The sequence below is a fragment of the Pseudomonas sp. LBUM1641 genome, assembly GCF_059716235.1.
Map to the genome: position 1 here is coordinate 2,924,996 of NZ_CP166815.1, position 25,486 is coordinate 2,950,481.

28 protein-coding genes are annotated in these 25,486 nt (G+C 60.8%); 19 read left to right on the forward strand and 9 right to left on the reverse strand.

Annotated elements, in window-relative coordinates; genetic code table 11:
* The first annotated feature begins 37 nt into the window (after window positions 1-37).
* The 3 genes from ACA046_RS13360 to ACA046_RS13370 all read left to right on the forward strand — a co-directional run bounded on the left by ACA046_RS13360 (window position 38) and on the right by ACA046_RS13370 (window position 1,246).
* Complete coding sequence (locus ACA046_RS13360; protein ID WP_497676737.1) at window positions 38-523, forward strand: DMT family transporter; 486 nt, start codon at window positions 38-40, stop codon at window positions 521-523.
* Between the two features lie 4 nt (window positions 524-527).
* On the forward strand, window positions 528-983 hold the full coding sequence (locus ACA046_RS13365) for a DMT family transporter (protein ID WP_003208100.1): 456 nt from the start codon (window positions 528-530) through the stop codon (window positions 981-983).
* A 92-nt stretch (window positions 984-1,075) separates the two neighbouring features.
* Window positions 1,076-1,246: a metallothionein gene (locus ACA046_RS13370; RefSeq protein ID WP_076016274.1), complete on the forward strand. Its 171-nt coding sequence runs from the start codon at window positions 1,076-1,078 to the stop codon at window positions 1,244-1,246.
* Window positions 1,247-1,372: 126 nt separating this feature from the next.
* Here ACA046_RS13370 and ACA046_RS13375 read toward each other — a convergent pair whose 3' ends face one another.
* Window positions 1,373-1,615 carry a DUF6555 family protein gene (locus ACA046_RS13375; RefSeq protein ID WP_076016273.1) on the reverse strand — a complete coding sequence of 81 codons (243 nt, stop codon included), beginning with the start codon at window positions 1,613-1,615 and terminating at the stop codon, window positions 1,373-1,375.
* A 115-nt stretch (window positions 1,616-1,730) separates the two neighbouring features.
* On the opposite strand from ACA046_RS13375, the gene ACA046_RS13380 reads away from it, so the two are divergent.
* The 3 genes from ACA046_RS13380 to ACA046_RS13390 all read left to right on the forward strand — a co-directional run bounded on the left by ACA046_RS13380 (window position 1,731) and on the right by ACA046_RS13390 (window position 3,748).
* Window positions 1,731-2,495, forward strand: coding sequence for an AraC family transcriptional regulator (locus ACA046_RS13380; RefSeq protein ID WP_497676738.1), 765 nt, complete (start codon window positions 1,731-1,733; stop codon window positions 2,493-2,495).
* A gap of 89 nt (window positions 2,496-2,584) precedes the next feature.
* On the forward strand, window positions 2,585-2,758 hold the full coding sequence (locus ACA046_RS13385) for a DUF1427 family protein (RefSeq protein ID WP_497676739.1): 174 nt from the start codon (window positions 2,585-2,587) through the stop codon (window positions 2,756-2,758).
* 30 nt (window positions 2,759-2,788) lie between these two features.
* A complete protein-coding gene (locus tag ACA046_RS13390; RefSeq protein ID WP_497676740.1) occupies window positions 2,789-3,748 on the forward strand; it encodes a quinone oxidoreductase family protein in 960 nt (319 codons plus the stop codon).
* A gap of 126 nt (window positions 3,749-3,874) precedes the next feature.
* Here ACA046_RS13390 and ACA046_RS13395 read toward each other — a convergent pair whose 3' ends face one another.
* Both ACA046_RS13395 and ACA046_RS13400 read right to left on the reverse strand, forming a co-directional pair.
* On the reverse strand, window positions 3,875-4,912 hold the full coding sequence (locus ACA046_RS13395; RefSeq protein ID WP_497676741.1) for a purine-nucleoside phosphorylase: 1,038 nt from the start codon (window positions 4,910-4,912) through the stop codon (window positions 3,875-3,877).
* Window positions 4,913-4,932: 20 nt separating this feature from the next.
* Window positions 4,933-5,889: a nucleoside-specific channel-forming protein Tsx gene (locus ACA046_RS13400; RefSeq protein WP_167663875.1), complete on the reverse strand. Its 957-nt coding sequence runs from the start codon at window positions 5,887-5,889 to the stop codon at window positions 4,933-4,935.
* Window positions 5,890-6,113: 224 nt separating this feature from the next.
* Here ACA046_RS13400 and ACA046_RS13405 point away from each other — a divergent pair, with 224 nt between their 5' ends.
* Complete coding sequence (locus ACA046_RS13405) at window positions 6,114-6,923, forward strand: aminoglycoside phosphotransferase family protein (RefSeq protein ID WP_497676742.1); 810 nt, start codon at window positions 6,114-6,116, stop codon at window positions 6,921-6,923.
* Here the strand turns inward: ACA046_RS13405 and ACA046_RS13410 are convergent.
* Window positions 6,893-7,840 (reverse strand): cupin domain-containing protein, encoded by a 948-nt coding sequence (locus ACA046_RS13410; protein ID WP_497676743.1) that lies wholly within the window; start codon window positions 7,838-7,840, stop codon window positions 6,893-6,895. The two genes, ACA046_RS13405 and ACA046_RS13410, sit on opposite strands and share 31 nt — an antisense overlap.
* A gap of 265 nt (window positions 7,841-8,105) precedes the next feature.
* On the opposite strand from ACA046_RS13410, the gene ACA046_RS13415 reads away from it, so the two are divergent.
* Both ACA046_RS13415 and ACA046_RS13420 read left to right on the forward strand, forming a co-directional pair.
* A complete protein-coding gene (locus ACA046_RS13415) occupies window positions 8,106-9,365 on the forward strand; it encodes an ABC transporter substrate-binding protein (protein ID WP_497677078.1) in 1,260 nt (419 codons plus the stop codon).
* A 22-nt stretch (window positions 9,366-9,387) separates the two neighbouring features.
* Window positions 9,388-10,161, forward strand: coding sequence for an L-iditol 2-dehydrogenase (locus tag ACA046_RS13420; protein ID WP_459028387.1), 774 nt, complete (start codon window positions 9,388-9,390; stop codon window positions 10,159-10,161).
* 163 nt (window positions 10,162-10,324) lie between these two features.
* On the opposite strand, the gene ACA046_RS13425 is transcribed toward ACA046_RS13420, so the two are convergent.
* Complete coding sequence (locus ACA046_RS13425) at window positions 10,325-11,032, reverse strand: NUDIX hydrolase (RefSeq protein WP_445575317.1); 708 nt, start codon at window positions 11,030-11,032, stop codon at window positions 10,325-10,327.
* 147 nt (window positions 11,033-11,179) lie between these two features.
* Between ACA046_RS13425 and ACA046_RS13430 the strand changes: the two genes are divergently transcribed.
* Genes ACA046_RS13430 through nadE form a run of 3 tightly spaced genes read left to right on the forward strand, consistent with a single transcriptional unit; the run spans window position 11,180 to window position 13,881 of the window.
* Window positions 11,180-11,827, forward strand: a complete 648-nt coding sequence (locus ACA046_RS13430; RefSeq protein ID WP_459028391.1) for a nicotinamidase — start codon at window positions 11,180-11,182, stop codon at window positions 11,825-11,827.
* 10 nt (window positions 11,828-11,837) lie between these two features.
* On the forward strand, window positions 11,838-13,064 hold the full coding sequence (gene pncB / locus ACA046_RS13435; RefSeq protein ID WP_497676744.1) for a nicotinate phosphoribosyltransferase: 1,227 nt from the start codon (window positions 11,838-11,840) through the stop codon (window positions 13,062-13,064).
* A 1-nt stretch (window position 13,065) separates the two neighbouring features.
* The gene (nadE, locus tag ACA046_RS13440) at window positions 13,066-13,881 is read left to right on the forward strand and encodes an NAD(+) synthase (protein WP_497676745.1); all 816 of its coding nucleotides are present in this window, start codon (window positions 13,066-13,068) and stop codon (window positions 13,879-13,881) included.
* On the opposite strand, the gene ACA046_RS13445 is transcribed toward nadE, so the two are convergent.
* Entirely contained in the window at window positions 13,878-14,240 is a 363-nt protein-coding gene (locus tag ACA046_RS13445) for an NUDIX hydrolase (protein ID WP_459029268.1), read from the reverse strand. The genes nadE and ACA046_RS13445 overlap by 4 nt on opposite strands.
* Before the next feature lie 141 nt (window positions 14,241-14,381).
* On the opposite strand from ACA046_RS13445, the gene ACA046_RS13450 reads away from it, so the two are divergent.
* Together ACA046_RS13450 and ACA046_RS13455 are read left to right on the forward strand one after the other, a co-directional pair.
* A complete protein-coding gene (locus ACA046_RS13450; protein ID WP_497676746.1) occupies window positions 14,382-15,362 on the forward strand; it encodes a Gfo/Idh/MocA family protein in 981 nt (326 codons plus the stop codon).
* A 36-nt stretch (window positions 15,363-15,398) separates the two neighbouring features.
* On the forward strand, window positions 15,399-16,037 hold the full coding sequence (locus ACA046_RS13455) for a ribonuclease T2 family protein (RefSeq protein ID WP_459028415.1): 639 nt from the start codon (window positions 15,399-15,401) through the stop codon (window positions 16,035-16,037).
* Window positions 16,038-16,043: 6 nt separating this feature from the next.
* Here the strand turns inward: ACA046_RS13455 and ACA046_RS13460 are convergent, their stop codons facing one another.
* Genes ACA046_RS13460 through ACA046_RS13470 form a run of 3 tightly spaced genes read right to left on the reverse strand, consistent with a single transcriptional unit; the run spans window position 16,044 to window position 19,333 of the window.
* Window positions 16,044-16,886, reverse strand: coding sequence for a metal-dependent hydrolase (locus ACA046_RS13460; RefSeq protein WP_497676747.1), 843 nt, complete (start codon window positions 16,884-16,886; stop codon window positions 16,044-16,046).
* Between the two features lie 15 nt (window positions 16,887-16,901).
* A complete protein-coding gene (locus ACA046_RS13465; protein WP_497676748.1) occupies window positions 16,902-17,801 on the reverse strand; it encodes an SDR family NAD(P)-dependent oxidoreductase in 900 nt (299 codons plus the stop codon).
* A complete protein-coding gene (locus ACA046_RS13470) occupies window positions 17,798-19,333 on the reverse strand; it encodes a flavin-containing monooxygenase (RefSeq protein WP_497676749.1) in 1,536 nt (511 codons plus the stop codon). The genes ACA046_RS13465 and ACA046_RS13470 overlap by 4 nt, the downstream gene beginning before the upstream one ends.
* 303 nt (window positions 19,334-19,636) lie before the next feature.
* Here ACA046_RS13470 and ACA046_RS13475 point away from each other — a divergent pair, with 303 nt between their 5' ends.
* The 5 genes from ACA046_RS13475 to ACA046_RS13495 all read left to right on the forward strand — a co-directional run bounded on the left by ACA046_RS13475 (window position 19,637) and on the right by ACA046_RS13495 (window position 25,284).
* A complete protein-coding gene (locus ACA046_RS13475) occupies window positions 19,637-20,635 on the forward strand; it encodes an alpha/beta fold hydrolase (RefSeq protein WP_497676750.1) in 999 nt (332 codons plus the stop codon).
* A 317-nt stretch (window positions 20,636-20,952) separates the two neighbouring features.
* A complete protein-coding gene (locus ACA046_RS13480; RefSeq protein WP_497676751.1) occupies window positions 20,953-22,233 on the forward strand; it encodes an alkane 1-monooxygenase in 1,281 nt (426 codons plus the stop codon).
* Window positions 22,234-22,380: 147 nt separating this feature from the next.
* Window positions 22,381-22,875, forward strand: coding sequence for an alkane oxidation protein activator PraA (praA, locus tag ACA046_RS13485; RefSeq protein ID WP_017479886.1), 495 nt, complete (start codon window positions 22,381-22,383; stop codon window positions 22,873-22,875).
* Window positions 22,876-23,009: 134 nt separating this feature from the next.
* Window positions 23,010-23,495: an alkane oxidation protein activator PraB gene (gene praB / locus ACA046_RS13490; RefSeq protein ID WP_497676752.1), complete on the forward strand. Its 486-nt coding sequence runs from the start codon at window positions 23,010-23,012 to the stop codon at window positions 23,493-23,495.
* A 343-nt stretch (window positions 23,496-23,838) separates the two neighbouring features.
* Window positions 23,839-25,284, forward strand: a complete 1,446-nt coding sequence (locus ACA046_RS13495; protein WP_076016240.1) for an outer membrane protein transport protein — start codon at window positions 23,839-23,841, stop codon at window positions 25,282-25,284.
* The last annotated feature ends 202 nt before the right edge of the window (window positions 25,285-25,486 follow it).

A 25,486-nucleotide genomic window follows, 5' to 3' on the forward strand; every position in this document is an offset into this window, starting at 1 on the left:
CGCGCCATTGTTCCTCTCTCTAACGCGCAGGTGATGTATGCAGGCTTCTTCAGTGGCGGGTGTGGCTCAGGCCAGGCCCAAGACGTTTCTTCGGTTGTTGCTATTGCCGCTGGTGATTTTCGCCGGCATGGGCTTGTCGGTGGAGGCCGGCTTGCTGGGCCCGCTGGGTGTGCAGGTCGGCCACTTGTGGGCGACCTTGAGTATCTTCGGCGTCGGCTCGGCGATCCTGTTTTTGCTGTTGCTGTTCAGCGGCCCGCAAAAGGGCCCGGCGTTGACCGACCTGCCGCGCTGGCAACTGATCGGCGGCTTCCTGGGGCCGATGTACGTGGTGGTGTTGACCCTGGCTACGCCACATATCGGCATCGCGATGACCATGATTGCGATCTTGTCGGGGCAGGTAGGCAAAAGCGTGTTGATCGACCATTTCGGCTGGTTCGGTGCCGCCCGCAAGCGGGTCAACGTTGAGCGCTGGATTGCACTGGCGTTGATTGTGGTGGCACTTGTTCTGATTGCGCGAGGTTAAGGCGATGAACCTGATTCTATTGTTGGTGTTGGTCGTGGCCGCCGGGGCGGTATTGAGTGTACAGGCCGCCATCAACGGCCGTCTCGGGCAGGCGGTGGGTGTATTGCGCAGCAGTCTGCTGACCTTTGTGGTGGGCGCGATCAGTACGGGCTTGCTGATTCTGTTCTTCGAGCCAGCCCACGCCGTCAGCCTGCTGGACGTGCCGAAATGGCAACTGACCGGCGCGTTATTCGGCGTGGTGTACATGATGGTGATGGTCGGCGCGGTACCGATTGTCGGCACGGCGGTGGCGACAGTGGCGGTGATTGTTGGGCAGTTGGGCATGGGCATGCTGATCGACAACTTTGGCTGGCTCGGCAACCCGGCGATCGAACTGTCCGGCAGCCGGATCGTGGCGATGCTCTGCCTGGCGCTGGCCCTGGTGTTCATGTATCGCAGCAACGCTCGTCGGGCTGACTGAGGGGCCTTTGAACCTTGAATCATTGCCTATAGTCACTGCTTGAGGTGCCGGCGTTCGCCACACCTGGACGACCACGAAAAAGGAGTCTGACCATGCAAGAGAAAACATGCGCCTGCCCCCACTGCAATTGCCAGTTGGGGAAAACCGCGGTGATGAAGGATGGCAAGGGGTATTGCTGCCAAGGCTGCGCCGAGCATCATGCCCATGGTGAGCCTTGTGCTTCGGCGACCGGGTGCGAATGCGCCAAGTCCGCCCACGGCTAACGCTGGCCCCCCGTAGGAGCGAGCTTGCTCGCGAAAAACCTGAGAGCGACGCGGGGTACCAGGTACCCCGCGTTATCGTTAACGACCTTCGCGAGCAAGCTCGCTGCTACTGTTTGCAGACGGTTTTCAGGCTGTGGAGCGCGCATCCGAGCGGCGCCACTGCACGTTTTCGATGCCGAATTTCTCGGCCTGGGGCTGGCTCGTCTTCTTCACCTGCTCCCGGGCAAAGCGCCCAATACGGCCTACGCCGGCATCGCAACTTGCCCAATGCCAGGCTTCGGCGTTGTCGAGTTTTTCCAGACGGATGATGAACGACTTGGGCTGGCCATGCAGCGTGTAGTCGATCACGAAAAGTTTTGCGTTAGTCATGGACCCGTTAACCCTCCCTGTGTCTTCAAGTGACCCTCCTGACGCGGTAAAAATTCACTCGGATTATCTACCGCAGGTCTTATCATGGCTCTCCGCCCTGAATGATGTGCCCTCCATGGCCCTTGCCGCGCCGCCCGACCTCAGTGATCACGCCGTCCCCGTGCAACCTTTGGCGCGCACTTACCCGCGCGGGTTGTACATCGAGCCCCATCAACACGATTGGGGCCAGTTGCTCTATGCCATGAGCGGCGTGATGTGGGTCGAGACACCCCAGGAAGCGTTGGTGGTGCCGCCCCAGCGTGCAGTGTGGCTGCCGCCGGGTGTCGAGCACGGGATACGCGTGGTGTCGGACTTGCAGATGCGCAACATCTACCTGCGCCCGGCGCTGGCAGCGACCCTGGACAGCCAGGTGCAAGTGATCGAGGTCGGCGGGCTGCTTCGCGAACTGATCGTGGCGCTGGTGGAGCAGGGCGACCAGGGAGACCAAGCCTACTACGAGGCCGTGGCTGGCCTGGCCCTGCTGGAACTGCAACGGGCCCGGCGCTCGCCGATCCGTGTCGCCTTGCCCGTGGGTGCCGACCGACGCCTGACGAGTGCCTGTCAGGCGGTAATGGCGTCACCGTCCCTGGATATTCCTTTTGAACAGCATGCCGAAGCGGCCGGTGCCAGCGTGCGTACGTTGGCCAGGCTGTTTCAGAACAGCCTGGGTATGGGCTTTGCCGAGTGGCGCCGCCAGGTGCAGTTGGCCACCGCCGTGGCCGAGTTGATCCAGGGCCAGCCGGTCAGCGCTATCGCCCGTTCCCTGGGGTATTCGCCGAGCAGTTTCAGCGACATGTTTCGCCGCGAACTGGGGATGGCGCCGTCGCAGTATCCCGTCTGAGGCTTGGCCGAAATCCTGAAGCAGTTGGCCGATGCTTCGGATTTGGCTTCCCTACACTGCCCGCATCAACCCTTGCTGCGGAGTGTTCCATGAATTACCTGATTTCCCTGGCCATCGGCCTGTCGGTCGGCGTGATTTACGGTGCCCTGGACTTTCGCTCGCCCGCGCCTCCTGCCATCGCCCTGGTTGGGCTGATGGGCATGTTGGTGGGAGAGAAGCTCTGGCCCATGGGCCGGCAGATGGTCAGCGCCTGGTTGTCCTGAAACCCTTTTTAACCTCGATGGATATTGGCCATGAAAGCACTGCAATTTTCCGCCACCGGCGATCTCGCTGCCCTTGCTTACGTCGACGTCGCCACGCCGGTGCCGGCGGCCGGTGAAGTCCTGGTGCAGATTAAGGCCGCCGGGTTGAACCCCAGCGACGTGAAGAACGTGCTCGGGCGTTTTCCCTACACCACCTTGCCACGCATTCCCGGGCGGGACTTCGCCGGGGTGGTGGTGGAAGGTCCGCAGGAGCTGGTCGGCCAGGAAGTCTGGGGCACCGGTCGCGACCTGGGCTTTTTCGCTGACGGTTCCCACGCCCAGTACCTCACCGTGTCGGCCAAGGGCGTGGCGCACAAACCCAGCCATTTGAGCTTTGCCCAGGCTGCCAGCCTCGGCGTACCGTACACCACGGCGTGGGATGCCCTTGAGCGCAGCGGTGTCGGCAAAGGCACTCGCTTGTTGGTGATAGGTGCCAACGGGGCGGTAGGCAGCGCGGCTTTGGCCCTGGCGAAAATTCGTGGGGCCCAGGTGCTCGGGGCGGTGCGTCGGCCGGAACAGGTCGAGGCCTTGCGTGAGCAGGGGTTCGAGGGCTTGTTACTGGGCCAGCCGGAGGCGCTGGGAGGGCAGGTTAATGCGCTGTTCGGTACGGGCGCCGATGTGATCTTTGACACCACCGGCTTCTGGTTGCCGGCAGCGGTGGCTGCACTCGCACCTTTTGGCCGCATCGCAATCATTGCCGCGCCGGTTGACGGGCACGTGCAACTGCCGGCCCTGGCGTTGTACCGCAAGGGTGGTTCGGTGGTGGGGATCAATTCGTTGCTCTACAACTGCGAACAGTGCGCGGTGATGCTGGAGCAATTCGGGCGGTTCTTCGATGAGGATTTGCTGCCGCTGCCGACCGGTTTGCGGGAAGTGTCGCTGGCTGAAGGTGTGCAGTGCTTTGAGGACGTGAATCAGGGCAGTGCAGACAAGATTATCTTCCTGCCCTGACCCGCTCATTGTGGACGCGGGCTTGTGTGGGCGCGGGCTTGCTCGCGAATACGGTGTGTCAGCCAATACATTCGGCACTGATCCACCGCTTTCGCGAGCAAGCCCGCTCCCACATTTGATCTTTATTCAGGCTTCGGGAACGCCTTTTTCCCACGCCGACCAGTTCTTCAGAATCGCCTGTACCAGCGGATTGCCGGTGCGGTACAGGTTCTCCAGCGCCGGCACGAAACCGCCCTGGTCTGCGTACTTCAACAGGTTGTCCACTTCACTGTAGCCCGGGTACGGCCGATCAAAGTCGGAACCGGCCCGCACCACCGCCAGGCGCTTGATGTCCACCAACCCTTCACGGCTGGCCCGCAGCAACGCTTCATAGGTGGAGTTGTCTTCCTGCTGGGTGGTGCAGTACACGCCTTTATTGTCCGTCAGCAACTTGGTCCAGACTTCGGCGCGCTCACTCAGGCGCGTCCCGGAGAACCAGGTATTGCCCGCCAGGGTGTCGCACTGGGTGACCTGCGGCGGTTGATTGGCCGGCGCGTAGGGATAGTGTTTGCGCCAGGCCGTGGACTCCTTGCTTTCACTGAGCTCGACTTTCTGCGACAGCGCAAACGCCTTGGCTTGCAGCTTGGGATTGAGTTCGAACACCTCGGTCTTGTAGTCCAGTGGCGGCTTCTCGTTCGGCCCCTTGGTATTGATGCCGATGTAGCCGGTCGGCCAATCCTTCGGCGCGTCCCGTGAATCCAGCTCCCATTGGGTGCCGAACTCCACCAGGTAATGCGCCCACGCGGCGGTGCCGATGGTGCCGTGGTGCGGGTTGATCCCGGCAATCCCGGCAATCAGGAAGTAGCTCTGGCGCAGATCGAACTTGGGCGACAACGCCAGTGCCAGGGTCGAGGCGGCGGCGTTGGTCTGGCCCATGCCGGTGACCAGCAGGCACACGTCCTGGGTGTTGCAGCGAATCACCGGATACTCGGCCGACAAGCCCGGCACGCGTACTTCCTGCTTGAGCTCCAGGCGGTCGATCCAGTTCTGCGCCTCAGGGGCGAACATGGTGATCAGCATCACCTTGGGCTTGATCGGGGCCTGTGCATCGGCCAGCACGACCTGCGGCAACAGCGCCCCGGCGGCCAGACCGATGGCGATAGAAAGGCGGGTAAAGGTCTTCATCTACTGCTCCTTGTTCACACTCAGAATTGATAGCCCACACCGGCGTAGTAACCCCAGCCGTTGGAGCGGGCGCGGAAATTACCGTCGCCAAAGTTCAGCTCGCTGCCGTCTTCCCAGTTGCCGCCATTGTGGAAGTAACGGCCTACCAGGGTGAAACGCAGGTGAGTGAACGAATACAACAGCACGTTTGTTGCAACCAGGGAGTTGGCGGTGCGCGCAGGGTTGTCTTTATGCAGGTCCGAGCCGAAATCGTAGTTGGTGAAGCCGATATAGGTCAGCGACGCACCATTGTCGAAGCTGCCGATGGGCACGATGTATTTCATCTGCGCACGGTAGCCGTCCCACGAATACTCGTTGCTGGCGCCGTAGTTTTCCCACTGGTAACGGCCGTAGAAGTTGGCCGACAGGTTGACCCGCGAGTGGGTCTCGATGTCGGTGCCGAGGCCGCTGTACAAGGTGTTGGCGCGGTTGGCCTTGTTGCTGCCGTGGTCGTAGATCCAGTCAAACGCCACATACCACTCTTTGAACGGCCCGATGGCCAGGCTGCGGCCCGCCAGGTAGTCAATGGAGATACGCGGCTCGTGCTCCATGAACACTGGGGAGCCGTGGTCCCACGCGCCTTTGTCATTGCTGTTGCCGATGCCGAAGATCTTCGGGATGTCGACGTAGCCATACAGTTCGAACGGGCCCTTGCGGCCGAAGTATTCGTACTCCAGGTACACGTCATCGGCGGGTTTGGGGCCGAAGCTGATGTCTTTGCTGCCGATTACCGTCAGGTCCTGGTTGAACCAGTCCGACAGGTACACGCCTTTTTTGGAAGGGCTGGCTTCCGGGGCCAGGGTTTCGCCCTGTGCTGAGTCATCGGAGGGTTTTTCCTGCGCCAAAATGGGTGCACTGAGTACTCCCGTAACGGCAGCCAGTAGCAGGGAAACAGCAAAAGGGGTGGCCGACGCGGGCCGTCTGGAAGTGGGTTGCATTGAAAATCCCTGTTCTTACGCGGTTGTGGCCCGATTCTTCGGGATGAGGTGAACCTGGTGGCCAAGTTCGTTCCGCAAACGTTTGCACAGGTTGTACCAATTTGTGTCAATTGCATGAAGGAATTGAGAAAAGTGCGATTTAGTCGGCCTTTTGGTCAGAAACGTAACGGACCGGGTAAAGGCGTGTGTGGCATCCTGCAGGACCTCGCACTGGGAGTCGTCCGATGTTCGATCACTATTTGAACCGCTGGAACCTGACACCCGAGGGTGACGCCATCATCACCCCCGGCAGCGACCTGCTGCCGGTGCGCTGGGACGGGCAGCCGGCGATGCTCAAGATCGCCCGCGAGCCCGAGGAAAAGCTCGGCGGCGAGTTGATGACCTGGTGGGCCGGCAAGGGCGCCGCCCGCGTGTTTTTCCATGATGGCGATGCCGTGGTGATGGAGCGTGCAACCGGCGCGGGTTCACTGATGCACATGGCCCTCAATGGCCAGGACGATGAAGCCAGCCGCATTGCCTGCGCCACCGTGGCGTTGTTGCATGCGCCGCGCCCGTCGCCACCGGCGGGCTTGCACTCATTGGAGCACTGGTTCCGCTCCCTGTGGCTCGCCGCTGAGGGCAAAGGCGGGCGGATACGCGAGTGTGCCTCCACGGCCCGCACCCTGCTGGCTTCACCTCAAGACCCGGTGGTGCTGCACGGTGATGTGCACCACGACAACATCCTCGATTTCGGCCCCCGGGGCTGGCTGGCGATTGATCCCAAGCGGGTGACCGGCGAGCGTGGCTATGACTACGCGAATTTGATCTGCAATCCGGATTTGCCCACTTGCACCGATCCGGCGCGATTTGCACGCCAGGTCGAGATCATCGCCGGGGCCGCGGGCCTGGAGCGCCAGCGCCTGTTGCAATGGGTGGTGGCGCACGCCGGCTTGTCCGCGGCGTGGTTTCTGGAGGATGACCAGCGGCACCGAGCCGATAGGGAGCTGGAAGTGGCGCGCCTGGCTCAGTGCGCCTTGGTAAACGGCAGCGCCTGATCACCGTTGCGGTTGAACAGGTACATCGCCGTCTCCCTGCGATACTCGCTGGGGGTCTGGTTCATCTCGATGCGAAAGTGCCGGTTGAAGTTGGAGAGGTTGGCGTAGCCCACTTCAAAGCAGATATCAGCCACTGACATTTCACTTTGCAGCAACAGTCGGCAGGCGCGCTGCACCCGGAACTTGCGCATCAGGTCGATAAAGCCGTGGCCGGTGACGCGCTTGAAGAACCGCGAGAAGCCCGGCTCGCTCATGTCCAGCCGTTGGGCGATCACCGACAGCCGCAGGTCGCCGGTCAATTCCGTCATCAGGTAGTCGAAAGCCTTGTGAATGCGCTCCGAACTGCGGGCGTCCAGGCTTGGCGTATAACAGGCACTGGCCAGGCAATGGGCTTCCGCGGAGGGCGCCTGCATCAAGGTGTGCAGCAGCTGGATGAACAGAATCAGACGCGCAAGCCCTTGGGCCGAGCCGATGGATTCCAGCAGTTGCGCGGCCTTAAGTGCCGTCTCGCCGGTGAACTCCAGGCCGCGCCGGGCCCGGTCAAACAGGCCTTGCAGGTCGCCCAGCTCAGGCAGCGTTGTGCGCAGGGCCAGCAGCGCGGCACCGTCGAACTGCAACACCACATCGCGCCCTGTCAGGTACTCGCCCGGGGCGAGGTCACCGATCCAGTCGTGGGGCAGGTCGGGGCCGATCAGCGCCACATGGCCGGCGCAAAATGCGCCGATATAGTCGCCCGCCACCAGCTTTCCGCTGCCTTGGCGGATCAGGTGGATTTCGAATTCGGGGTGATGGTTCCAGCGGGCGAGTTCGAACGGATAGTCATGTTCGTACCAGCGAAAGCCATGCTCGGGCTCGGCCAGAATCACTTCCAGCTCGGCGGGGCGTTGCTCGAAAAGGGCGGATCGGCTTGCGGGCATGGGCTTGGCCCTTCTGGGCTTTTTGGAATGGCACCAAAATACGCCCTTTGTCCAAGTAGCCGCTACCCCGGGTTTTGCCCGCTACTGATACTTTTTTGATCTTCGCGATGCGGTTAAAAAAGTATCAGCCGGGCATCCGCCAGTCGTTTGTCCGGCCCTGGGCAAGCTGCTGTAATCGGGCCGTCAACAACAAAAACAATAAGTGGAAACCGCCATGTTCAAGATTCCGAAAGCGCTGTTCCTGCTCTCCGGCCTCACACTCGCGATGGCCGCCCATGCTGCCGACACCGTGACCATCGCCACGGTCAACAACAGTGACATGATCCGCATGCAACGCCTGTCCAAGGTGTTCGAACAGCAGCACCCCGAGGTGAAGCTCAACTGGGTGGTGCTCGAAGAAAATGTGCTGCGCCAGCGCCTCACCACCGACATCGCGACCCAGGGCGGCCAATTCGACGTGCTGACCATCGGCACCTATGAAACCCCGTTGTGGGGCGCCAAGCACTGGCTGGAACCGATCACGCCGCTGCCCGCCGATTACGACGTGGAAGACATCTTCCCCGCAGTGCGCCAGGGCCTGTCGGTGAACAACACCCTCTACGCCTTGCCGTTCTATGGTGAAAGCACCGTCACTTATTACCGCACCGACCTGTTCAAGCAGGCCGGCCTGACGATGCCGGAACATCCAACCTGGACCCAATTGGGCGAGTTCGCCGCCAAGCTACACCAGCCCGCCAAGGACCAATACGGCATGTGCCTGCGGGGCAAGGCCGGCTGGGGTGAAAACGTCGCGCTGCTGAGCACCATGGCCAACGCCTTTGGTGCGCGCTGGTTTGACGAGCAATGGAAACCCGAGCTGACGAGCCCGGAATGGACTGCGGCGGCAAACTTCTACGTCAGCACCCTGAAAAACTACGGCCCGCCGGGGGTTTCCAGCAACGGTTTCAACGAAACCCTGGCGCTGTTCAACAGCGGTAAATGCGCGATCTGGGTCGACGCCAGTGTCGCCGGCTCCTTCACCACCGACAAAACCCAAAGCAAAGTCGCCGACAGCGTGGGCTTTGCTGCCGCGCCGACCGAGGTCACCGACAAGGGGTCGTCGTGGCTGTACGCCTGGTCCCTGGCGATCCCGGCTACCTCCAAGCACAAGGACGCCGCCAAAGCCTTCATCACCTGGGCCACTTCCAAGGAATACATCCAGCTGGTGGCGGACAAGGAGGGCATCACCAACGTACCGCCGGGCACGCGCCAGTCCACCTACAACGCGGCGTACCTGGCCGCTGCGCCTTTTGCCAAGGTGACCTTGCAGATGATGCAATACGCCGACCCGGCGCACCCGTCGGCCAAACCCGTGCCGTACGTGGGCATCCAATACGTGACGATCCCCGAGTTCCAGGCCATCGGCACCTCGGTGGGCAAGCTGTTTTCGGCGGCGCTCACCGGCGGCATGACCGTCGACAAGGCACTGGCCGAGGCGCAGTCCACCACGATGCGCGAAATGAAACGCGCCGGCTACCCGAAATAATCACCTTAGGGACACTGCATTCATGAAACGACTGGAAGGTAAAAGCGCGCTGGTCACCGGCAGCGCCCGAGGCATTGGGCGGGCGTTTGCTCAGGCCTACATCAATGAAGGTGCCACCGTCGCCATCGCCGATATCAACCTGGAACGGGCCCGGGCCACCGCCACGGAGTTGGGCCCGAAAGCCTACGCGGTGGCGATGGATGTCACCGACCAGGCGTCCATTGACGCCGCGATCGCCGCCGTGGTGGCGCAGGCCGGCAAGCTCGACATCCTGATCAACAACGCCGCCTTGTTCGACTTGGCCCCCATCACCGATATCACCCGCGACAGCTTCGACCGGCTGTTCTCGATCAACGTCGCCGGTACGCTGTTTACCTTGCAAGCGGCGGCCAGGCAGATGATCAAACAGGGCCATGGCGGCAAGATCATCAACATGGCCAGCCAGGCCGGGCGTCGGGGTGAAGCGTTGGTGGCGGTGTACTGCGCGACCAAGGCGGCGGTGATCAGCCTCACGCAGTCGGCGGGGCTGAACTTGATCAAGCAGGGGATCAACGTGAACGCCATCGCGCCGGGTGTGGTGGATGGTGAGCATTGGGACGGGGTGGACGCGATGTTTGCCAAACACGAAGGGCTGCCGCTGGGCGAGAAGAAAAAACGCGTGGGGGCCGAGGTGCCGTTTGGGCGGATGGGCACGGCGGAGGATTTGACCGGGATGGCGGTTTTTCTGGCCTCGAAAGATGCCGACTATGTGGTGGCACAGACCTATAACGTCGACGGCGGCAACTGGATGAATTGAGCAGGGCGCATCTCCTTGAACCACCGCAGATCAAAAAATGTGGGAGCGGGCTTGCTCGCGAAAGCGGTGTATCAGTCAACCTATCCGGCGACTGACACTCCGCATTCGCGAGCAAGCCCGCTCCCACAGTGGATCTGCATTGCCCAGGGAAGGGTGCTTGGTCTTATTCGGCAAAGCTGCGATCAAAAAAGTACACCGCCCCAGGCTTCAGGTTCTCCACTGTCGCCTGCGGCCGTCCGCCCTCGCCATGCTTCTTGCGCCCCGTCTCCCGCAAAAAGCCGGCCTCAGTCAACTTCAGCAACCGCTGGCGAATACTGGTCTTCAGCACCGGCCGCGCCAGCACCAGCGAAAAGATCGTGGTCGCTTCCGGTGCACTGAACTCATTGCCCAAAAACATCAACGGCAAGCTGCTGTACAGCGACTTGGAAAACAGCCTTTCCTGTACCGCCGCCACAATCCCGTTGTGATCGAACGGCAACTTGACCGCGCCAGCGGCCACCGCATCCAGCGAGAACCACCGCTGATGCCCAGCCAGCGTCACCTCGTCAGCCACAATCGCCAGGTAATAGGTTGACGACGACCAGCACCGCGGATCGCGAAACGCATCGCCCACCGTCCCCACTTGCTCATACCAGGCCAGCGCCAGTCCGACTTTGTCACTGGCCCGCAAGCGCTCCACGGCATCCTGAAGGCTCAGATCTTGCACGCCGCCATTCACTACCACGCCCGGTAACGCCCAGTGCCCGGCGAAGGGCTCGGCTTCGCGCTGGTTGAGCAAGATCTTCAACTCCCCGGAGGCACGGCAATAGAACAGCACGCACAAGTCGACGGTGTGCAGGTAAGCGCTAAGGGTTGGGGCGTGGTCTGGCATGTCGGGTCCTGTGGGCAGCGGTAGGGCACAGTCTAACGGATCAAACGGCGATGTCGTGTACTCGATCCAGCATAGGTATTTAAATGTTTCTTGCTATGAAAGTACATGACGTGTACTTTTGTGTCCGGGCCACAGGAGAACACGCACATGACCGTCTCTAAAAACGCTATCGCCTCATTCGACGTCGACGCCCAGAAGAGCTTCACGCCACTGTGCCCCAATGAATTGCCGGTCGCCGGCGGTGACGAGATCGGCGCCGAGCTCAATTACATGGCCAGCCTCGCCGGTCGCCGTGTCGGCAGCAAGGATGCCCACACCCCGCACGCGCCCTGGGTGGTGCAACACCACAGCGAGATGCTGCAACCCACCGGGCTGGCGCATGCCGACGTCACCTGGGTCGCCCACTGCGTACCGGGCACCGAGGGCTTCACCTTGCTGGACGAACTGCCCACGCCCTATGACTACGACTACTTCATCTGGAAAGGCGTCGAGCCCGACCTGCACCCCTACGGCGCCTGCTACCACGACCTCCACGACAAACTCTCCACCGGCGTCATCGAATACCTCAATGCCCAGGGCGTCCAGCGGGTGATCGTCGGCGGCCTGGCCCTGGATTACTGCGTCAAGACCACCGCCTTGCAACTGCTCAAGGCCGGCTTCGAAGTGATCCTGCACCTGCCGGCGTGCCGTGGCATCAGCGAGGAGGGCGGCGTGCAGGCGGTCAACCATCTGCAACAAGTCGGTGTTGTGATTACCCGCAATCGGGAAGAACTGGCCGCGATGGCCGCGCGTTAAGGAGTACCTCATGGAAAGTGCATACGACTACGAAAACAGTGTGATCCAGGGCTTGCTGGACACTGACTACTACACCTTCACCATGATGCAGGCCGTGCTGCACCAGCACCCGAATGTCGATGTGGAATACCAGTTCATCGTCCGCTCCAAAGAGAAACTCGGGCACCTGATTCCCGAGCTGCGGGCCGAGCTGGAAAAACTCGCCGGCCTCAACATGCGCGAAGGCGAACTGCGCTTTCTGTTCAACCAGCGCCGTGAGTACCTGACCCCGGATTTCGAGCGTTTCCTGGGCCTGTTCCGCTTCAACCTGCGCTACATCCACGTCAGTGAAGTCGACGGTCAACTGAACATCCGCGTGGTTGGCCCGATGCTGCACTGCATCATGTTCGAACAGCCGGTATTGGCCCTGGTCAGCGAGCTGCGCAACCGCGACAAATACCCCGACGTGACCCTCGAAGACATCACCCGCAAGCTTTATCAGAAGTTCGACTGGCTGGAGAAAAACCTCACCCGCGACGAACTGGCCGACCTGCGCGTCTCGGACTTCTCCACCCGCCGCCGGCTGTCGTTCAAGGCGCAGCGCGAAGTGGTCGACATCATGCGCCGTGACTTTCCCGGCCAGTTCATCGGCACCAGCAACGCGCACCTGGCCTACGAATTCGACTTGCCGCTGATCGGCACCATGGCTCACCAATGGCTGATGGTGCACCAGCAACTGGGCCGGCTGCGGGAAAGCCAGAACGCGGCGCTGGAAAACTGGGTGCGCGAATACCGTGGCCGGTTGGGCATCGCCCTGACCGACTGCATCAGCACCGACTTTTTCCTCAAGGATTTCGACCTGTACTTCGCCAAGCTGTACGACGGTTTACGCCAGGACTCCGGTGACCCCATCGTGTGGGCCGACAAGGTCCTGGCCCGCTACAAGGCACTGGGCATCGACCCGATGACCAAGGACCTGATGTTCTCCGACGGTCTGAACTTCGAAAAATGCCTGCCGATCCTGCGGCACGTGCGGGGCAAGGCCAAATTCGGCTTCGGCATGGGCACCAGCCTGGCCTGCGATGTGGACGGCGTAGAACCGCTGAGCATCGTGATGAAACTGGTGCGGGTGCATGGCGAGCCGGTGGTGAAATTCTCCGATGACCCGATCAAGAACGTCTGCGAAGACGCCTCGTTCCTGCAGTACGCGGCGCAGGTGTTCAACGTCAGCAACGTCAATCCGCAATTGGGGGTGTGACATGCACAATCAGGCACGTATCGCACAAGCACTGAATATCAACCGGCTGCTCGGCAAGGGCGGCGAAGGCGCTGAGCTACAGCGGCGTATCGACTTCATCAAGCGCACATTGCGCCAGTCCGGCTGCCACGCGTTGGTGCTGGGCATCAGCGGCGGCGTCGACTCACTCACCGCCGGGCGCCTGTGCCAACTGGCGGCGGAGCAACTGCGCAACGAGGACTACGAGGCGCGGTTTATCGCGATGCGCCTGCCCTATAAAACCCAGGCAGACGAACGCGACGCCCAGGCCTCCCTGGACTTTATCGCGCCGGACCAGATCGAGACGCTGAACATTGCCGCCTGCGTCGACGGGCTGATGGGCAGCCTGTCTGCCGGGCAGGCCAGTGCTGAACGCATCGACTTTATCAAGGGCAACGTCAAGGCCCGGGCGCGGATGATGGCGCAGTACGCCGTGGCGAATTTGTATAACGGCCTGGTGGTGGGCACCGACCACGGCGCAGAGGCGTTGATGGGTTTTTTTACCAAGTTCGGTGACGGCGCCTGCGACCTGGCACCGCTGTCCGGCCTGACCAAGACCCAGGTGCGCCTGCTGGCCGGCGCCCTCGGCGGGCCACCGCACTTGGTAACGAAAGCGCCGACCGCCGACCTGGAAGAGCTGGCCCCGGGCAAGCTGGATGAGCTGGCCTATGGCTGCAGCTATGACGAGATTGACAGCTATCTGATGGGTGAGGCGGTGAGTGAGCGGGTGAGGACGATTGTCGAGAACGCCTACTTCAAGACCGCTCACAAGCGGGCGCTGCCGTTCGTTCCCGACTAGAGGCGGCGCAGGAAAGATTTGACGATTTGCTGGGTGGCCTGGGTGGTGTCCAGGTCTTTCATCTGGGTGAAGGGATGCCACTGGCATTCCTTGATTTCACTCAGCGGCCGGGCTTCGTCGATATTCACCACCGACGCCTCGAACACGTGGTGCAGCGTGTCGCTGGCCTTCAGTTCCTGTAACAACAGCAAACCGTCGACGTTCAGCCCGGTTTCCTCTTCCAGTTCCCGCGCGGCCGCGCCCACTGGCCGCTCGTCGCGCTCGACCTTGCCGCCGGGCAGTGCCCATTTCGATCGGGCTTTACGCACGAACAGGATGTGCCCGTCGTGCTCGCAAATCACCGTGGCCCTTATTTTCATCGTCTGTGCCCCCGCAGTGAGATGATTGTCATAAAAGTGTAATGCAATTGTCATGCTCAGTCTTTATCCGGCAGGCTGGAGAGGGGGCCGGAAAACACCGATACTGCCCCATCGAAAAAACCTCACCTGAAGGAGACGCAGATGAACACCGTACGCTGGGGCATGATCGGCTGTGGCAGTGTCACTGAACTCAAGAGTGGACCCGCCTTCTACAAAGCGCCAGGTTCGGCGCTGGTGGCCGTGATGGGGCGCCGCGAGGAAGCCGTGCGCGATTATGCGGCACGCCATGGCATTGCCCGGTTCTACACCGACGCCCAGGCGCTGATTGACGACCCGGAAGTGGACGCGGTCTACATCGCCACGCCGCCCGACAGTCACCTCGAATACAGCCTGATGGTGGCCGCCGCAGGCAAACATTGCTGCGTCGAAAAACCGATGTCGCTGAATGCCGAGCAAAGCGCGCTGATGCAACGCACCTTCGAGCAGGCCGGGCTGCACCTGTTTGTCTCCTATTACCGGCGTTCCCTGCCGCGCTTCCAGCAGGTGCGGGACTGGTTGCAGGACGGGCGCATCGGCGAGTTGCGCCATCTGACCTGGACCTTGTGCAAGCCGCCGTCTGAAGACGATGCCAGCAGTGCCAACTGGCGCACCGACCCGCTGATTGCCGGCGGCGGGTATTTTGCCGACCTGGCCAGCCATGGTTTTGACCTGTTCCAGTACCTGGTCGGGGATATCGTCGATGTGGCCGGGTTTACCGCGCGCCAGGCCGGGCGTTATGCCGCCGAAGATGCCGTCACCGCCTGCTGGACCTTCGCCTCGGGCGCGTTGGGCATGGGCTGCTGGAACTTTGTCGCGGACCGTCGCGAGGACTTGGTGGAGATGATCGGCAGCAAGGGTCGCATCACGTTCTCGGTGTTCGATGAGGCGCCGTTGCGGCTTGAGGGCGAGACCAGCGAAGCGCTGGAGGTGCCCAATCATGCGAATATCCAGTGGCATCACGTGCTGGGAATGAACGCGCATATTCGCGGTGAGAGCAAACACCCGGCGCTGGCGATCGAGGCGTTGAAGACCGATCGGGTCATGGACCGGGTGCTACAACGTAACCCCAACCTGGCGGTCTAGCAGTGCTTCAATTTTCTGTTTTTAAGGAATGAACGGATGAAAATCAAAGCAGCCTGGATTGTGTTGTGGTGGGTACTGGCAAGTGCCGCGACGGCAGCGCCCCGGGCCCAAGGGCAGGCCGGGGAGTTTGATTTTTACGTGCTGTCGTTGTCCTGGTCGCCGACCTTCTGCCTGACGCACCCGGACGACCAGCAATGTTCGGGCAAGGGCTACGGGTTTGTGCTGCATGGGCTGTGGCCGCAATACGCGAAGGGTGGCTGGCCGGCGTCCTGTGCGCCGCAGTCGCGGTTGTCGGATGCCGACTATGCCCGGGGCAAGACGTTGTTCCCCTCGCCCAAGCTGCTCAAGCACGAATGGGCCAAGCACGGCACCTGCAGCGGGCTTGAGGCATCAGCCTATCTGGACAAGACCGACGCGGCACTGGGCGTGGTCAAGATCCCGCCGCAGCTGGAACCCTTCAATGTCCCCAGCGGCCTCGCTGCGCGGGACATTGAAGCGCTGTTTCGCGAGAGCAACCCGGCCATGGGCAACCACGGCCTTGCAGTGATTTGCAAGGGCGCAGTGTTGACCGAAGTGCGAGTGTGCCTGACCAAGGACCTGGCGTTTGCCGGCTGCCCGCGCAGCGTCAAAAGCCAGTGCCGGGATGGCGACATTCGTATCCCGACCCAGCGTTAAGCGGACTCAGGCGGGCCCATAACTTTTATGGGTCTGCTCGATCTCTTCCACCAATTGGTCAATGCCCGCCAGGCGCGCCCGGTTGTCGTGGTCCCAGGGATGAAACCCGGGCTTGAAGTAATGCAACCAGGGCAATGCCATACGCGGGAACACACCCTTGGGCCCGTAGAGAAACTTGAGCATCCGCCAGAAGCCCTTCAAATGCCCGCCTGAACGCCGGTCGGCAAACAGCAGGCGCAGATGGAAATCAAAGACCACCACCCAGAACAGCAGCGTGGTGGTCAGCATGGTGCCGGTGCGTAGCAAATAACGCAGGGGCCCTGGCTTGATCACGCTGTTCCACACATCAAAGGCCACCGCCTTGTGCTCGGTTTCTTCCAGGGCATGCCAGTACCACATCTGCTGATAACCCTTGACCGAATCACCGAACCGCGACGGGTCGCTGAGGAGGATTTCCGCGAGCATCGCGGTGTAATGCTCCAGGGCAATGGTCACCGCCAGGTTGAACGAGGCGGGCATGTATTTCTTTTGCGCGTCGAGGATTATCTTCAGCCGGCGATCCAGAGTATGCGCGGGCAGCCCGGCGGCTTGCAGCAGGTCGTTATAGGCCACGTGCTCGCGGCTGTGCATGGCTTCCTGGCCGATGAACCCCTGGATTTCCTTCTTCAGTTCCGGGTCTTCGATGCGCTGGCGATAGTGGCGCACGCTGTCCATGAAGAACAGTTCGCCCTGTGGAAACAGCAACGACAGCGCGTTGAAAAAGTGCGTGATGAACGGGCCTTGTTCATGCCAGTTCTTGATGCGTTCGGCCGGCAGGGCAAAACGGAGGTCGCGGCGAATCGGCAGCATGGTCGGTACTCCAGTTCAGAGACGGTGCTCTTCGTTGGTTTCAAGGACGGGCGAGGGCGCACTGCGTTGTTTCGGCGCCATGCGTTTGCTGGCAAACACCACCAGCGCTTGATAGGCGGCCGGCAGGCAGCGGGCGAGCAGGTCCAGGAAGTAGGCGTCGCGGCCGATCAGCACGCGGCGTTTGTTTTTGCGTACACCGTTCAGGATCACTTTGGCGGCCTGGTCGGCGTCGGTGATGAACAGCTTTTCGAAGTCGGCTCGGGCCTGCTGTTCGCTGTGGATCAGAAAGCCGGTCATGTTGGCGTCGATCCGGCTGCTGCGGCAGATGTCGGTGCGGATCCCGCCGGGGTGCACGCAAGTGGCCGAGACCCCGCTTTTTTGCAGGTCGAGTTCCTGGCGCAAGGATTCGGTAAAGCCGCGCACGGCGAACTTGGTGGCGTTGTAGCCGCTCATGCCCGGCTGGGCGAACAGGCCGAATACGCTGGAGGTGTTGATCACATGGCCGTCGCCGCTGGCCTTGAGGTAAGGCAAGAAGGCCTTGGTGCCGTAGACCACGCCCCAGAAGTTGATCCCGACGATCCACTCCAGGTCGGTGTAATCCACGCCTTCGACAGTGCTGGACAGCGCGACGCCCGCGTTGTTGAAGATCATATTGATCTGGCCATGTTCCGCGGCGCAGCGGGCCGCCCAGTCCTCCACCGCCTGGCGGTCGGAAACGTCCAGCACCTGCGAGGTCACCAGCACTGGCGCAAGCACCTGGGCCTTGATCAGCGCGACGGTCTGCTCCAGGCCCTGGCTGTTTTTATCCGCCAGCGCCAGGTGGCAGCCTTCACGCGCCAATGCCAGGGCCAACGCGCGGCCCATGCCTGACGCCGCGCCGGTGATGGCTGCCACGCGGCCGTTGAATGACTTCATGACAGGCTCCCTTCTGCTGTGGGGTGGGGATTTGCGGCCGGGCGCGGGGTGGACGGCACCGGCACCAGGCTGGCGACATAGTCCTTGAGGGCGAAATGCCGGGTGACCTGCTTGAAACGCCAGGTGGAGCCGGGCCACAGCGTGGTGTTCTTGCCGGTGCGCGGGTCGAGGTACCAGCTCTTGCAGCCGCCGGTGGTCCAGATGGTGCCTTTGAGTCGGTCCTGCAGCCTGGCGTTGTACGCGAGTTCGACCACGGGCTTGACGTCCACCGTGGCGATGCGATGGCGCTGCATTTGGCGCAAGGCATCGAGGATGTAGGTGACTTGGGCCTCGATCATCAAAATCATCGAGTTATGCCCCAGCCCGGTGTTGGGGCCGACGATCAGGAACAGGTTCGGGTAGCCCGGCACTGTGGTACCCAGGTACGCGTGGGCGCCGTCTTGCCAGGTGTCCATCAGGTCGATGCCGTGGCGGCCGATGATGCAGTCCCGGGGCAGGGGATCGGTGGCCTGGAAGCCGGTGCCGAAGATGATGCAATCGGCCGGGTGCTTGATGCCGTCGGCGGTGATCACCCCGTCGGCCTCGATGCGCAGCACGTTGTCGGTCACCACCTGCACATTGCTGCGCGACAGTGCCGGGTAGTAGTCGTTGGAGATCAGCACGCGCTTGCAGCCGATGGTGTAGTCCGGCGTCAGGGTCTTGCGCAGGGAAGGGCGGGCCACTTGTTTGTGCAGGTGGCGCACCGCGATTTTCTGCACCATTTTCATCAGGCGCGGGTGCAGGGCAAAACCCACGACGCGGCCTTCCAGCGCCCAATAGTACGCACCGCGCACCAGGCGCTGAGTGAAGGGCAGATGCTTGAAGGCCCAGCGCTCGACGCGTGAAATCGGCCGGTCGGGTTTGGGCATGATCCATGGCGGGGTGCGCTGGAACAGGTCCAGATGGGCCACCTGCGGCGCAATCTGCGGCACGAACTGAATGGCACTGGCGCCGGTGCCGATCACCGCCACGCGTTTGCCCTTCAACGAATACTCGTGGTCCCACTGCTGGGAGTGGAAGCGCTTGCCCTTGAAGCTGTCCAGGCCGGGAATGTCCGGCAGCGCCGGGCGCGACAAGCCACCCATCCCGGACACCAGCACCCGCGCGCTGACCTGGCGGCCATTGCTGAAACTCAGGCTCCAGCGCTGTTGCGCCTCATCAAACACTGCCTTCTCCAGCCCCATGCCAAAGCGCAGGAACGGCACCAGCTCGAAGCGTCGGGCGCACTGTTCCAGGTAGGCGCGGATCTCCGCCTGGGGCGCGAATTGCCGCGTCCAGTCCGGGTTGGGTGCAAAGGAAAACGAATAGACATGGGATTGCACGTCGCAGGCGCAGCCAGGGTAGTGGTTGTCCCGCCAGGTGCCGCCGAGGGCATCGGCCTGCTCTGCAATAAAGAAGTCGTTGAACCCGGCTTCCTTGAGTTTGATCGCCATGCACAGCCCGGCAAATCCGGAACCGATGATGGCGATGTCGACGGTGTCATGGGCATTCATAGGTTGTCCCTCGTGGGCCAGTGGCGCCTTACGGGTTTCGACATCGGATGTGCTCCTTGTTTTTGTTTTGGCTTTTAGATAGAACACCATTGCAAAGAAAAATTGAATTTATTATTTTAAAAAAGATTTTAAATAATCTACCTGAAAATTTCGTCTAGGCTACGACCCAGTTCCTCAAGTGCGACTTATCCGACGGACGAGGGCTTTTACGCACGCAGTTAGGTCCAGGGTGTGGACGATGGCTGAGGTCTTGACCAATACCGGTCGGGCCGCCAGCAACGCAGGGATGCAGAGGACCGAGCTATGGCTGTCGAGTGGGTTGTCGCTGCGGGTGTGTTTGTAGGGTTAAGCGTAGTGTTGTGGGGCTTCAGTGCCCGGATGACACGGCGTATAGAAGCCGCTGTTCCGATCAACGGGCGCTTTCTGGAGATCAATGGCGAGCGCTTTCATTATGTAGACGAGGGCAAGGGCCCGCCGTTGGTGATGATCCACGGGCTGATGGGCAGCAGTCGCAACCTGACGTATGCCTTGTCTGCCCAGTTACGTGAGCACTTTCGGGTGATCACCCTGGATCGTCCGGGTTCGGGCTATTCCACCCGGCGTGCCGGGACGGCCGCCGACCTGCCCGGCCAGGCCCGGCAAGTCGCCAGCTTTATCAAGACCCTGGACCTGGATAAACCGCTGGTGCTGGGGCATTCCCTTGGCGGGGCGATTTCCCTGGCCCTGGCGCTGGACCATCCCCACGCGGTGTCCGGATTGATCCTGGTGGCGCCGCTCACCCATCCCCAGCGCTTGCTGCCGCTGGTGTTTATGTCGTTGGCGATACGTCCGGGATGGCTGCGACGCTTCATGTCGCACACCCTAACCATGCCCATCGGCCTGCTGACCAAAGGCTCGGTGGTCAAAGGCGTGTTCGCCCCCGACCCCGCCCCGGAAGACTTCGCCACTCGCGGCGGCGGCTTGCTGGGCATGCGCCCCGACAACTTCTATGCGGCCTCCACCGAGATCAACCTGGTCAACGAGTTCCTGCCGGACATGGTCAAGCGCTACCCGCGACTGACGCTGCCCATCGGGCTGATCTATGGCGCGCAAGACAAGGTGCTGAACTTCCGCAAACACGGCCAGGCCCTGGCCAGCCTGGTGCCGGGCCTGAAGCTGCAGTTGGTGGAAGGGCGTGGGCATATGCTGCCGATCACCGCTACAGAGCGTGTGGCGGCGGTGGTCGAGCAGGTGGCCAAGCGTGTCCGGCCCCCGGAAAGCGCCACGGTGTTGCATCCGTCGTTTGCCGTGGTGAGTAAATAATTGTGCGACTGAACTCGCGGTTCGACCCCGTCAATGCTTGCCCTAGACACCTGACCAATCGGCTGAAAAAGAGACTGCCCGGTCACGTTCATAAGGGTTCAAGAATTTAGTTGACGACCTAACGATTCCGCGCTATTTATTTAAAAAAATATTTCAATGTCTAATTTGAAATAATTTTTGAAATGCCTAAGAGCGAATAAAATAATGAAAAAAACGCCTTTTATCGCATGGTTGAATTCTCGGAGCAGTCATCGCTCCGTGTACCTGTTTAGTGTTGATTTTTGCTCCCTGCCCACCTGCCTCGTACGGAGGTTGCCATGAATCAGACCCTGGCTGCCCCGAACGTCTGGACCGACGCCAAGCGCCACCTGTGGTGGCTCGGCATCATGCCCCTGGCAACCCCTTTGCTCTCAGGCGCCCTGGCAATCACCACCGGTGTGCAACAACTGTGGTGGGTTGGCGTACTGGTGATCTTCGGCCTGATCCCATTGATCGACGGCCTGCTGGGTGAAGACGTCAGCAACCCGCCGGAATCCGCCGTCAGCAACCTCGAATCCCAAAGCTACTACCGCTGGATCGTCTACACCGGCGTATTGTTTGTCATCGCCTCGGTGCTGGTCACCGGGTGGCTGGCGGCAGGCGGGATCGACTGGATCATCAGCGGCGGTCTGCTACAAGCCACCGCGGCGCTGGAACCGTCGAGCTGGCTGGCTAAAACTGCCGCATACATCACGGCCCGCACCCAACTGCACGGCGAAATCAGCTGGTTCACCTACCTGGGCATGGCGATGTCCACTGGCGCCGCCACCGGCATCGCCATCAACACCGCCCATGAGCTGGGGCACAAACCGCGCCTGCTGGAAGTCATCCTGGCCAAGATCACCCTGGCACCGACCTTCTACGGGCACTTCTATACCGAACACAACCGTGGCCACCACGTACGCGTTGCCACCCCGGAAGATCCGGCCAGTTCGCGGTTGGGGGAAAGCTTCTGGGCCTTCCTGCCACGCTCGGTATGGTTCAGCGCCCACTCGGCATGGAACCTGGAACGTGAACGCCTGCGCAAACTCGGCCTGCCGGCCTGGCACTGGAAAAACGGCGTACTCAGCGCCTGGATGTACAGCGTGGTGTTGTGGGGCGCGATGATCGCCTGGCTGGGTGCGGCAGTGATTCCGTTCCTGATCATCCAGGGCATCTACGGCTTCTCGCTGCTGGAAGTGGTGAACTACGTTGAACACTACGGCCTGAAGCGCCAGAAGTTGCCGAACGGGCGTTATGAACGCTGCTCGCCCCGGCATTCTTGGAACAGCAATCGGATTGTGACCAATATCTTTCTGTTCCAACTGCAGCGGCACTCCGACCATCACGCCAATCCAACCAGAAGTTATCAATCCCTGCGTCACTTTGATGAATCGCCGCAACTGCCATACGGCTATGCCAGCATGATTGTCTGGGCTTACGTGCCGTACTTGTGGCGACGACGCATGGACCACCGAGTCCTTAATCATTATGCCGGGGATATTACCCTGACCAATCTTCAACCTTCACAGCGTTTGAAGTACATGGAGAAGTACAGCAACACCACCAAACCCTTCTAACGTAAAGCAGTCAGTCGTAGGACGTACTCGGGATCTGTGTATCGCGCAGGTTTTCATCGCCCAGGCTTTACCGGTTTCGAGTACGGCTTAGTTGCAAGAAAGTTGTTTGACCCGAACAAAAATAAAATTAAGGGAAGGACGTACACCATGCAAAATCCTGCCAAGTTCACCACGCACATTGTATTGGCCGCCCTGGGCCTGATCGTTTACCACCAGGCCCAGGCCGCCCGTATCGAACCCGCCGGCAGCGCGTTTACTGCTCAGGGCCCCATCAGCTTTTCCAAGGGCGCGCTGATCAGCGCGGACTGCACCATCAAGGTCGCCGGCAAGGTGGCGGCGGATGGCTCGTCGGTGAACGTCGATAAAGTCGAGTTCGACGGCGGCCTCAAGTGCAGCCGGGTGGAAGCGATCAACTTGCCGTGGGTATTGGTGGCGAAAGATACCAAGAGTGGCTCGATGTCGAAGATCGCCGTGGATGTGCATGCCTTTGGCTTGGGCGGTAAATGCGGACCCTCTACCGCAGATGGCACTTGGGACAACGCCACCGGCAAGTTAGAAGCTGCCAATGTGCCTATTGGCGAGGACTGCACGATTAAAACGGTGTCGATCAAGATGCCCCCGACTTTCAAAGTTGTTGAATAACACCCCCCCGAATTTGTAGCGGTAATTGAATTGAAATTTGGCTGGAAAGGGAAGTTCTGCAGATTCACCGTGACCTCTCGATCATGGCCATTACCCCTGGCGAAACGACTCGCCATAACATGTGAGGAAAAACAATGAAAAGCTTGAAAACCCTCGTTTGTGCAACTTCTTTCGCAATGTGCTTCGGCGCAGCTTCCATGGCCAGTGCGGCTTCGATCTCTCCGGATGGTCCGTTCTCGACTAACGCCGGCACTATCGTAGTGAAGTCGCCTTCGTCCTTCGGTGCCGCCGTGACCTGCGGCATCACCTTTACCGGCAACGTTAGCGGTGGCGTGGCCTCGATCAACGGTGCATCCCTGACCGGTGGCGGTCTGTGTGGCCTGCCAACGCTGACCAACCTGCCTTGGGTACTGACGGCTGCAACGGGTACCACCGGTAGCGTCACCAACGTCGGCTACAAGATCACCTCGATCCCGGCCACCAACTGCGGCCCAACCACCATCGCTGTGACCTGGACGCCAGGCACCAAAACGCTGTCGGCAGCCAATCAGGCGCTGACCGGCAACTGCACCGTGGTTTCGCTGAGTGTTGTTGCCCCAACGCTGACCGTTAACCCGTAAGCGCGACTCCGTAAAGGGCTGATCACCCCGTTCAAAGACCGGTGCCTCGTGTGAGGCACCGGTTGGGGAAACCACCGGTGGAGCCGGTTGGATAATTTCACGCCCCGATGACCTGTGGTCTGAGTCCGTCGGGGAGAACAGGACCCACGTGTTGAGCGCAACCCGTCAAGCCATGAATGGCCACTGCACCCTGGTGTCGTTGAACGCCACGCTGACCGGTTCGCTCACCCGCAATCCCTGAATACCGATACACCGTTCCAGGACAGGCGTTCTTTGAAAGACGTTCTGTGGTTATACGACCCACCGGCAGGGGCCGGGTGTAAATAATAATAAGGAGTGCCGCATGAACAATAAGAAACAACACGCTCACACGTTACTGGGACTGGCCCTGTTGGGGGGCTTGATGACCGCGGGGCAAGTCCAGGCGGGTGGGTTCTCCACACCGACCTACGGCGCGCCTGGATGGGGTCGTGCGTTTGGTGGCGGTTCACTGTTCAAAAATGACCCCAGTGCCGCGTACAACAACCCGGCAGCCATGGCCTTTATCGATTCAACCATCGCGCAACAGACCGTTGACTACGCTCGGGTCAAGATCAAATACAGCGGCCAGGCCTATGACTACGCGGGCAACCCGGTGACCAATACGCCCGTACTGGATGACCTGGGCAATACAGGCGACCCGGCCCTTAACAATAATAATGGCGGGCAAGGCGGCTTCACTGCTTGGCTGCCAACCGGCTTTCTGGTGATTCCCATGGGCGACCGTTTCGCCTTTGGTCTCAGCCAAGTCGTACCGCAGGGTATGAAAACCACCTGGAACGAAGATTCAAAACTGCGGGATTTCGCGGTCGATACCAAAATCGAGACCATTGGTCTGACCGGCTCCCTGTCGTTCAAGGTGAATGATCAGTTCTCGGTCGGTGGTGGTGCCATCGTCCAGCGCAGTCAAGGGTTCGTCAGCCAGAACATTGATTTGCTGGCCGCTGCGGATGTTTCTCCTGGGCTGGGAGGCTCGGGTTTCCCCACGGGGCTGGGGCATTCCCTGATGCGTGTGAAAGTCGATAACATCTCTGTGGGCTGGTTTGGTGGCGTGGTTTGGAAGCCGACGCTGCAAGACACACTTGGCTTGAACTATCACGCCAAGATCAAAAACAAGATGACCGGCAAATACAATATCTACACCGATGCCATCGGCCGTAACGCGATGACCAATCCGATCGGTCCAAACGGCGAAACCCTGGTTGAAATCGCCTACCCGGGTCTCAAGCTGTTCCCGGACGGTGCCCACGCCAGTACCCAACTGGATATCCCGGCGACCGCGTCGATTGACTGGGTTCACCAGTTCAACGACCGCTGGACGTTGGGGGTGAGTGCCACCTGGACTGAATGGTCTTCCTTCCAGGACCTGACGCTCAAGTCCCAAGGCACCACCATTGTTGCCATACCCTACAACTACAAAAACGCCTGGATGACCTCGATTGGCGGCGACTACAAAGCCACTGACGAACTCACCCTGCGCGCCGGTGTGGCTTACGACCAGACGCCTACCCGCAACTCCACCCGTGACCCGCGAATTCCGGACGGTGACCGTTACTTCCTGGCCTTTGGTGCCGGTTATGACATCAAGGCGGTTCCTGGCCTGTCGGTGGATGCTGCGTACTCCCACCAGTTCGTGCAGAAGGTCAACCTGAAAACCAAGAACGTTGATCGTCTCGGTGGGGCACAGTTGGACGGCGAGGCTGAATCCTCGGGTGATGTGGTCAGCTTGTCGGCAACCTATAAGTTCTAAGGTTGTCGAGGGCAGTCGTGGAGTAGGGCAGCCATTGCCGTTTGGTGCCCGGCTCCACGCTGTCGTCCGATTTCGATTCCCTGCGCATAACCTGCAAGGCTGACTTTGTTCAGCCGCTATTTTTTCGTCCAAGCATTAAATAAAAATTTCAAAACAAAATTTGAATTTATCTTTTCAAGTTTGTAGTGTGGCTTTACGTCAC